We start from the raw sequence: 1827 nt of genomic DNA on the forward strand, positions 1-1827 counted from the left end.
AGCTACAGACCCCTGAGTCTGTCTTTAATTTACAGCCGATAAGCGTGAGCGCTCAATTTTGCGAGATAGCTCTGGAAAGGAGGTGATCCAGCCGCACCTTCCGATACGGCTACCTTGTTACGACTTCACCCCAGTCATGAATCCTACCGTGGTGACCGTCCTCCTTGCGGTTAGACTAGCCACTTCTGGTAAAACCCACTCCCATGGTGTGACGGGCGGTGTGTACAAGACCCGGGAACGTATTCACCGCGGCATGCTGATCCGCGATTACTAGCGATTCCAGCTTCATGCACTCGAGTTGCAGAGTGCAATCCGGACTACGATCGGTTTTCTGGGATTAGCTCCCCCTCGCGGGTTGGCAACCCTCTGTTCCGACCATTGTATGACGTGTGAAGCCCTACCCATAAGGGCCATGAGGACTTGACGTCATCCCCACCTTCCTCCGGTTTGTCACCGGCAGTCTCCTTAGAGTGCTCTTGCGTAGCAACTAAGGACAAGGGTTGCGCTCGTTGCGGGACTTAACCCAACATCTCACGACACGAGCTGACGACAGCCATGCAGCACCTGTGCGCCGGTTCTCTTTCGAGCACTCCCACCTCTCAGCGGGATTCCGACCATGTCAAGGGTAGGTAAGGTTTTTCGCGTTGCATCGAATTAATCCACATCATCCACCGCTTGTGCGGGTCCCCGTCAATTCCTTTGAGTTTTAATCTTGCGACCGTACTCCCCAGGCGGTCAACTTCACGCGTTAGCTACGTTACTAAGGAAATGAATCCCCAACAACTAGTTGACATCGTTTAGGGCGTGGACTACCAGGGTATCTAATCCTGTTTGCTCCCCACGCTTTCGTGCATGAGCGTCAGTATTGGCCCAGGGGGCTGCCTTCGCCATCGGTATTCCTCCACATCTCTACGCATTTCACTGCTACACGTGGAATTCTACCCCCCTCTGCCATACTCTAGCCTGCCAGTCACCAATGCAGTTCCCAGGTTGAGCCCGGGGATTTCACATCGGTCTTAGCAAACCGCCTGCGCACGCTTTACGCCCAGTAATTCCGATTAACGCTCGCACCCTACGTATTACCGCGGCTGCTGGCACGTAGTTAGCCGGTGCTTATTCTTCCGGTACCGTCATCCCCCGACCGTATTAGGGCCAAGGATTTCTTTCCGGACAAAAGTGCTTTACAACCCGAAGGCCTTCTTCACACACGCGGCATTGCTGGATCAGGCTTTCGCCCATTGTCCAAAATTCCCCACTGCTGCCTCCCGTAGGAGTCTGGGCCGTGTCTCAGTCCCAGTGTGGCTGGTCGTCCTCTCAGACCAGCTACTGATCGTCGCCTTGGTAGGCCTTTACCCCACCAACTAGCTAATCAGCCATCGGCCAACCCTATAGCGCGAGGCCCGAAGGTCCCCCGCTTTCATCCGTAGATCGTATGCGGTATTAATCCGGCTTTCGCCGGGCTATCCCCCACTACAGGACATGTTCCGATGTATTACTCACCCGTTCGCCACTCGCCACCAGGTGCAAGCACCCGTGCTGCCGTTCGACTTGCATGTGTAAGGCATGCCGCCAGCGTTCAATCTGAGCCAGGATCAAACTCTTCAGTTCAAACCTGTTACTGTTTTCGGTTCCGTTAAGAACCGGTCGCTCACTCAAAGCTGACAGGAATATGAATTGCTTCATAAACCTGACTTACTTTAGTGTGAGACTCTTGATACTTTTGCTATCTGATCCGAGGATCAGCTCGCTTCCATCAAGCGCCCACACTTATCGGCTGTTAATTTTTAAAGAGCATTCTGCGAGGAACTTCGTGTTTCTCAGCAGCGC

The 1827-nt window shown here is 53.7% G+C and carries 1 rRNA gene; it reads right to left on the bottom strand.

Features of this window, described 5'->3' with window-relative positions:
- Positions 1–75: 75 nt before the first annotated feature.
- Positions 76–1608 (bottom strand): 16S ribosomal RNA (locus tag GQ56_RS0101440).
- Positions 1609–1827: the final 219 nt, after the last annotated feature.

Origin of the sequence: Burkholderia paludis (assembly GCF_000732615.1) — a bacterium.
GTDB lineage: Bacteria > Pseudomonadota > Gammaproteobacteria > Burkholderiales > Burkholderiaceae > Burkholderia > Burkholderia paludis.